The organism is Streptomyces sp. McG3 (assembly GCF_018619185.1).
GTDB lineage: Bacteria > Actinomycetota > Actinomycetes > Streptomycetales > Streptomycetaceae > Streptomyces.
This window is the reverse complement of record NZ_JAAXYC010000335.1, coordinates 1-8328: the sequence shown is the minus strand read 5'-3', so window position 1 is coordinate 8328 and position 8328 is coordinate 1. Positions and strand designations below refer to the sequence as shown.

The window sequence follows — 8328 nt, the reverse complement described above, 5'->3', positions numbered from 1 at the left end:
CCCCCTACCCCAACACGGTCTCGGCCGACCTGCCGAACGGTCCGGGCAGCGGGATCGGCACCCTGCCACCGCCCACGTACACGCCGCCGCCGGCCGTGTCGCCGCCGGCCGGCGTGAACACCCTGCCGAAGGCGGGATCCGACGCGCTGACCCGTCCCACCGACTTCTCCCCGCGCGACACCAGCGGCCCGAACGGCGTCACCGGCCCGAACAGCCTCCTCAACCCCGGCAACGTCGTCGGGCCCAACAGCGTGGTCGGTTCGAACGGTGTCAACGGGTCCGGCGGCGTCACCGATACGAGCGGGTCGCCCCTGCCCCAGCTGCCGCCTCCCACGTCGTCGCTGCCCTCGTCCTCGTCAACGCCCTCCACGCTGCCGTCCTCGCCCCTGCCCGACAGCACGCCGCTGACGCCCCCGCCGACATCGGGGCGCACGTCCGGGCCCGGAACGAACACCGACCTCACCTCATACGACCTGACTCCGGAGACCACACCGGACCTCACGCCCGACCTCACCCCCGATCTGACGCCGGACCTGGCGCCCGACCTCCTGCCGGGTACGTCTCCGGACACGTCGGGGGCGACGAACGACCTCCCCAACAACCCGGGCGGCCCCAAAGGTTCGTCCTCCGCACCGGACCCGAGCACCATCGGCGGCCCGAACGGCACGGACAGCGCGAACCTTCCCGACGACGTCCCGGTCGACACGGACGCGGACGGCGTACAGGACGACGGCACCGGTCAGGAGGCCCCCGGACGCGGCACGGGAGGCCGGAGCACCGGCGGGCAGCCGGGGCTCGAAGACACCGTGCACCAGCGGACGGACGGCGCGCCGAATCCGGCCGACGCGGACGCCGACGCCGTGGCCCCGCCCACTCCCGTCGCCACCTCGGCGGGACCGAACACCCTCGCGCCGGCAGCCGGAAACCAGGGCGCACAGCAGGGCAACTCCGGTACGGGGAACTCCTCGCAGCAGCCGTCCCAGCAGCCGTCCCAGCAGCCCTCCCAGAACGGCCCGGCCGAGCCCGGCGACGCCGACGTCCTGCCGGGCGGGCAGGAGACCGGCCAGGCGGACACGGAGGGCCGGCAGGATACGGCCGACGGCACGGAGAGCCCGGCTCCTCCGCGGTCCCGGGGCACCGGCACCGACGACACCGTCCGCGCTCCCGGCGGCGGACGGAGCACGACCGGGCCCGAGGACGCCCCGGCCGCGCCGGAGGCCGTACGCACCTCCTCGGACCTCTCCACCGGCGAGGTCGCCAACGAGTCCACCGGGGAACTGGGAGCCGAGACCGGGACAGGCCTCCCCGCCGGACCCACGCCCGGGCCCGCCGTGCCGGTGGCCGATCCCGTGCGGCCCGAGCAGTGGCGTTCGGGGCGGACCGACGCCCCCGCCACCGCCGTACGGACCGACCCGCCGTCCGATGTCGGCCGTACCGCGGCGGACACGACGCCGCTCGACGGCCCGGAGACCCCCGTACGGGCCTGGGTCCAGCGCATCCAGGCCGACGACGGCCGCTGGCTGAGCAACGTCTCGCTCCACCTGCCGGTCCGGACGGGGGAGGGGTTCTCCCCGGCCGAACTGGACGCCCTCCAGGAGCGGATGCGCACGCTCCTCGACACTCACCTGAACCACGGTCTCCAACTCCCGGGCTCGGGCGACCAGCTCCACATCGACGTCACGCTCACGGTCGCGCCCGACCACGCCGAGGCCGTCGAACTGAGCCGGACCGGACTGCCGGAGAGTTCCGACCACCTCAACTGGCGTCTGCACAAAGCCGATCCGGCCACCTCCCCGGAGGAAGCGGCGGAGCGGCGGACCCGCGACGACGCGGCGGTGCTCCAACAACTGCTGGGCTACGCAGGCATATCGGACCGGGGCCCGGCGGCCGAGGCCCTCCTGCGCCGACTGGTACGGCAGAGCGACACGGACACCGGTACGCCCGGCCCGGCCGTTCCGCAGCACTTCCTCCAGGCGGTCGAGTCCGTCGTCACCAGCGGCGCCGTGGCCGACCACCCTCTCACCGCGCGGGGCACCCGGCCCCCGAGCGGCATCGACGACCCGGCGCAGGCCCTGCGAACGCCGACTCCCGGCAGCATGGACCCCGGGGCCCCGGTCCGGGCGGCCGTCCCCTTCCGCACCACGTCCTCCGCGCCGTCGGAGACCGGAACGGCGCAGCCCCCGGAGTCCGCGTCCACCACCGACGCGGACAACCCGCCTCTCACCGGGCAGGAGCCCATCGCACAGAGCGCGGCGGAGACCCCGCCCGCCGCCGTTCCCCTCGCCACCGAGGGCCGGGGCGACGGCCGGGCGCCCACCCCGGGAGCGGGCAAGGGCAAGGGCCGGAGCACCGATCAGGAGACCGCGTCCGCCGACGAGCCGGTCCTGCTGGACTTCCCCGGCAGTGCGGCAGTCGACGATGCCGTGGACGCGGCCCGCCGCGAACACGAGGACGCCGTCGCCGCCTTCGGCCGGGCGGCCCGCACCGTCTCGACGCTCGACGCGCGGGTGACCAGCGGCCGGGGCGGCACCGACGACACCGCGCGGCTGTACGACGCCTGGCAGGACGTGAGCCGCGCGCAGCGGAGGCTCGACGCGGCCCTGGACCGGATGCGCGATCTCGGCGCCGACGCCGCCCACGACGCCGCCGTCGCGTCGATCGTGCCGCGCGTGTCCCGCACGGACGACGAACGCCGGCTCACGGCCGCCCTGGTCACCGCCGAGGACCTGCCCGTCGACCCGCCGGGTCCGGCGCCCGACGACCTCATCACTCCGGAGGAGCTGGCCGCCGCCGGGGTCACTCCGGACCAGGGCCCCGCGCTGGAGGCCTCCCTCAACGGCTCCGTGCGCTTCGAGGACAGCGGGATCACCGACCCGGTCCAGCGGGTGCGCCTGCTGATGAACCGGCCAGGCCCCTGGTCCGAGGCGCTCGACGGCATCGCGGCGCACGCCTCCCGCCGCACCTGGAGCGCCGCCCACGAGAACTTCGCGCTCGACGCGCTCCGGGGCGCCGGAGTGCCGACCGGCACGGATCCGGCCGAGGCGTGGCGGCGGGCGACATCGCTGGTGCTGCCATTGGAGCTGCACCCCGTGCTCGCCGACTCACGTCACGCGCGCGGCGACTACCTCGACGCCGTACGGCAGGTGGCCCAGCATCTCGCCGCGCACGGTGCGGACGCGGTGTCGGGTACCGAACTGGCCGCCCGGGTACGGCGTGAACTCGGCCTGCCTCCAAGGCTGCTGGGCGGCGCCCCCGCGTCGGATCAGTCGTACGCCGCCGCCGAACTGGAGCGGCTGGCCCTGCTGGAGGAGCCCGGCGCCGTACCGGACATCGACGGCCTGACCCGGCGCGTGCTGCACCTGCCCGCAGGATCCGAGGTCTCGGCCGGGCAGCGGGCCCAGCTCCTCGTCACGGTGGAGAACGCGATGGCCGCCGGATGGTCGTCGAGCGTCGACGCGCTCGGCGCCTACCACCTGGCGACCGGCGGGGCGCTGGACCACGGGCGCCACATCATGGCGGCGAACGGCGCCTACCAGGGGCTGAACCTCACCGGGCGGCCCGTCGGGCCGGTGGACACCACCCAGGTGTGGCAGCGCCGCAACGGCCAGTTCCAGGGGCCGCTCGACCCCCTGTGGGACGCCGACAGCGGCGCGTACGTGGTGGTGGCCGACGGCGGACACGACCACGTCATGCTCCCCTGGGGGCAAGGGCACATCCGCGTCTCCCGGCAGGAGTTCGCGGAGCTGGCGGCCCATGACCCCGGGATCGCCGGACTTCCGGCGGGCACCCCCGTCGTCCTGGTGCTCGCCCACGGCGGCGACCAATGCCTGGCCCTGCCCCGCACCCTGGCGTTCCGGACGGGCCGCGACGGCGTCTGGGCGCACAGTGGCCAGGTCGGTCTGGTCACCGACCCCGCCACCGGCGTCGAGCGGATCGTCGTGGAGAACCGGCGGTCCGAAGGCCTGCCCCTGGGCGGATGGTTCGGCAGCGACGCCGACGACCTGGGCCCCGACGGAGTCGCCGAGGAAGGCTTCGTGACCGCGCTGAACGGCACGATCCTCCCCGACCCCGCCCTGAAGACGCGGACCATCGGCGACGACGGCCGGTCCATCGGCCGCGTCACCATGTCCGACCCCGACCTGGTCACGAACGAGCCCATGCTCGAATCCATGGCGGAGATCACCGAGTTCGTCCAGTTCGACCCGGTGTCGGAGGGGGCGATCGGCGAACCGGCCGCGCTGCTGGAGAACGGGCGGCCGGTCTACCACTTCGCGCAGCACGGCCAGCCGCTGCGCGGGGTGATGGAAGTGGCCGACGGCAGTCCGCCGGTCCAGGTGGGCGGGGAGGAGACCGGCCGGTTCATCCGCCGCCGGCCCAGCATGCGGAAGCTCGGCCCGAACGCCGTCATCGACCTCGGTTCGTGCTGGGCCGACGCCATGGCGGAGGACCTGCCCTATCTGTCGGACGCGGGGGAACCCCCGTACGTGTTCGACGTCCTCGGCACCACCTCCTACGCGCAGGGCGTGGCCAACGGCAGCGGTGCCGGGGTCATGGCGGTGGACCGCGTCCATGTGCTGATGCGCGGGGCGACCCCGAAGGCGGGTGTGCTGGCGAGCCCCTCGGGCGAGCGGGGTGTGCGCAGCCTGCTGCTCCCCGAACCGGGGCCGGCCCAACTGGCCGCCCTGGCGCGAACGGCCCATCTGCACACCGGGGACGGGCCGGTCCCCGCCGACGTCCTCGACACCACGCTGCGCCTCGTGAAGGCCCTGCGGCGGTCGTTCGGCGCCGACGTGGCATCGGACGGCCAGTTCGAGGCGCTGCTGAGAGGTATCGGCGCCCTGGAGAACATGCGCCGGGCCGATCCGCATCTGCGCGTCCTGGGCCCGTTCACCCTCCACCACCTGCACCTGGTCACGCACGCCCGCCACCAGCGCACCAGCAACGACCCGCCGTCCCGGGACGACGTCCGGCGAGTCCTGCTCGACGCCGCCGGGAAGAGGGACGAGGCCGCCGCCGGGCGGCTGACGCTGCACCAGTACACGCCCATGCCGTCGCTGGACTGGGCGCTGAAGCGCCTGGCCGGGCGGGATCTGGCCGCGCTCGCCGCCGACGTGCTGCGGCTGCCGGACGCGGGCGCGGTCTCCCGTGCGGAGGTGAGCCGGCTGGTGTGGGGCGCGGTCAAGGGCGCCGAGGTCCTGCGGTCGGTGACCGACCCCGTCGCCCTGGCGAAGAAGGCGCTGCACCTGCCCGGCTCCGCCGCCCCGACGCCGGACGAGGCGGGCGACCGGCTGCTGTGGCTGATGGCCGGCGCGGCGGTCAGCGGGTTCGACCCCGCCGACCCGACGGAACTCGCCGCGTGGGACCTCGTACGGCACGGCGCTCTCGACGACAGCACCCGGCTGACGGCCGACGGCGTGCCGACCGGCCGCAACTGGACCCGCAGGACCGTCACCGGGGACATCGCGACCGAGGGGTACCTCGTCTCGCCCGACGGCGGCCTGGACGGCGCCACCCCGCACCCGGCGCCGTGGCCCGACGCCCCCGGGGGATCGGCCGCCAAGGCGTACGTGCTCACCGCGGACAGCACCAACGGCCATGTCGCCATGCCTTGGACCGACGGCTCCAGTCGCTGGGTGCCGGGCAGCGAGATCGCCGCCCTGCTCCGCCACGACCGGGTCCACCAGCAGATCGCCCTGCGCGCCCCGCTCCTGGTGATCGGTACCCACACCAACCCCGGCGGCCTCGCGCAGCACCTCGCCGGGCGGGCCGGGACGGCCCGCACGACCCTGCTGTCCGAGCTGCCCAGCGCCCCCGTCCCGCATCCGGTGAGCGGCCGCAACGCGATCGTCCTCACCGAGGGGACGGCCGCACGGACCGACCACTGGCAGACCCGGCGGCCCGCCGCCCTGCCCGGTGCCTCCGCCCAGCAGGGCCCCCTCCACACGTTCACCGGACGAGCCCCCGGGACCGGGTCGTCCACGGCGGCGGCGACCACCTCCACCGCCGTCGCGCCCGCCCCGCTCTCGCAGTACATCCGCGACCACGGCCGCCGCCACGACGGGCACGTCGGCCTCGTCCTCCACGAGCCGACCCCCGAAACCGTCCTGGACGGACTGCACCGGAGCATCGTCGAGGCCCTCGGAGCCGACCCGGAGACCGCCGACGGACAGCGGCTGCTGACCCGGCTCCAGGACGTGCTGAGCGCCGAGGAGATCGAGCTGAACCGGCCGTACCTGCGCAGCCGCCAGGGACACCGGATCACGATCCGGCACGGCGGCCGCGACCGGACGGTGGACATACGCCTCTCCTACGCCGACCCCGTACGGTCCACGAAGTACGGTGGCGACACCGGCCAGCGCCCGCCGACTCTCCCGGACATGGGCGTCGAGGCCAGGGCCGGCGGCGGGCAGTCCACCTCGCACGTCGAGGGCTCGGGCAACATCCGCACCGGCTCGGTGCCGTGGAGCGGGATCTTCCCGGACGACCGCGCCGGGGCGCTGCGCTGGTGGGACAGCACCGTCAACGTGTCCGCGACGCACAACCAGCTCACCCAGTCCGTCACCGTCGGCGAGACCTTCCTGGTCACGAGCAAGCAGCAGGCCGAGGAGCCCGCGCACCCGATGGACGTGGACGGGCGGTGGCAGATCCAGCTCGACACGCCTCGCGAGGGTGAGACCGACAACTGGCAGGCCGAGCAGTCGCACGGCGCCCTCACGATCTGGTTCCACGAGCACCTCGCCTTCGACGGCGACGACACCACCGCGCTGCCGGAGCCCGGCGATGTGGACGACCTGCCGCTGTGGGGCGGCGACAGCGTCGCCGAACCGCGCCGCCTGCTGACCGAACTGCTCCAGGACGACACGTTCGCGGCGCTGCGGGACCTCGACGAGGACTCGGAACGGGCGCTGGAGGACTTCCTCTCGCAGCGGATGCTCCAGGGCACCCCGCACCTCCAGCGCGACGGCGGGGTGTTCTCGCCGACCCTCCTGGACGACGACGGCAACGCGGTCGGCGTCCTGGAACTGACCGCGGTGATCGAACCGGGCCCGCCGATGCGCAAGAGCGCCGACGGCAGGTCCACGCTGGAGACCTGGTTCTCGCACGCGTCCAGCGTGGACAAGTCGGCGAAGCTGACCAGCGGTATGGGCGTCGAGGCGGCCGGCGGGCCGGCGTTCACCACCGACCACACCCCCGGCCACCCGGCCGCCGGCTCGTCCTTCGGCGGCAACCTCATGGGCAAGGCCGCCGTCAACTGGCAGCTGACCGACCAGCTCAGCAACGTCAGCAGCGCCACGCTCATGCACGGGCTCCGCACCAAGAGCAGCCACCTGCTGACCAGCGGCCGGGTCGCCTACACCGCGACGCTGCACCGGGCCGGCGGCGGCCGGGTCAGCTCCACCTTCGGCCCGTGGACGGACGGCCTGCGGCTGCGGATCGCCCAGCGCGCCACGATGGCGGGCCACCGCCCGACCCCGGCGGAACTGCGCGAACTCCCCGAGCACCTGGAGAACCTGGAGAGCATCGGGTACACCGAGACGCCGCTGAAGGTGGACGGGGCGGACCCGCTGTTCACCGCCGCGGAGGCATGGCTGCGCAGGGAGGGGTTCCTGCCGCCCGCCCGGCCCCGGAACAGGTCGGCGATGTTCCGGCTGGACGAGCCGCTCGTGGTGGCCCAGTTGGAGAACCTGCGGCGGCTGCGGCAGATGCGCTCGACCTACGGCCTCGCCTCCTCGGCGCCCGACGCCGTGGACGGCGGGGAGTCGGTCTGGTTCGAGCGGCCGAACGCGGTCTCGGGCACCCGTCGTGTGCAACTGGTCTTCTCCGCCGCCCGGGACACCACCCGCCCCGCCGTCCACACCCGCCGCCTGCCCGACGTGCTGCACGTCGGCTCCAGCTCGTACGAGTCCGGCGGCGGCCGCCAGCGGGGCACCGCGCTGAGCGGCGCCCTCGGCGGCGGAGGCGGCCTCAACGCCCCCATCGAACAGGGCTCCTGGGGCCTGAACACGGCCCCGGACTACCTCGGCACCCGGCAGCTCACCGACGCCTCCTCCACCGCCGGCCAGGTCGGCTACGACCAGTTCACGATGACCACCCGCAACGGCAGCGAACTCTTCGAGGTGCCCGCCCGGCTCGGCCTCGACCTGTACGAGGGCACCGACGAGGACCCGCTCGTCCGGTTCGCGGAGACCGACGCCGACGGGAACCCGGCGCGGCCCGGGGCGGAGCCGGAGGGGGAGGACGACCTGGAGATGCAGCTCCAGGCAGCCGCCGCACACACCGTTGCGGGGAGCGTCCGACTGCTGGTGCCGCACTACCGCACCCGCGTCC

Annotated in this window: 1 protein-coding gene; it reads left to right on the top strand. The window is 74.7% G+C overall.

The annotated features are described in order from the left end of the window. A partial coding sequence (locus HET64_RS33270; RefSeq protein WP_215110887.1) for a lonely Cys domain-containing protein occupies positions 1–8328 on the top strand: 8328 nt, incomplete at both ends.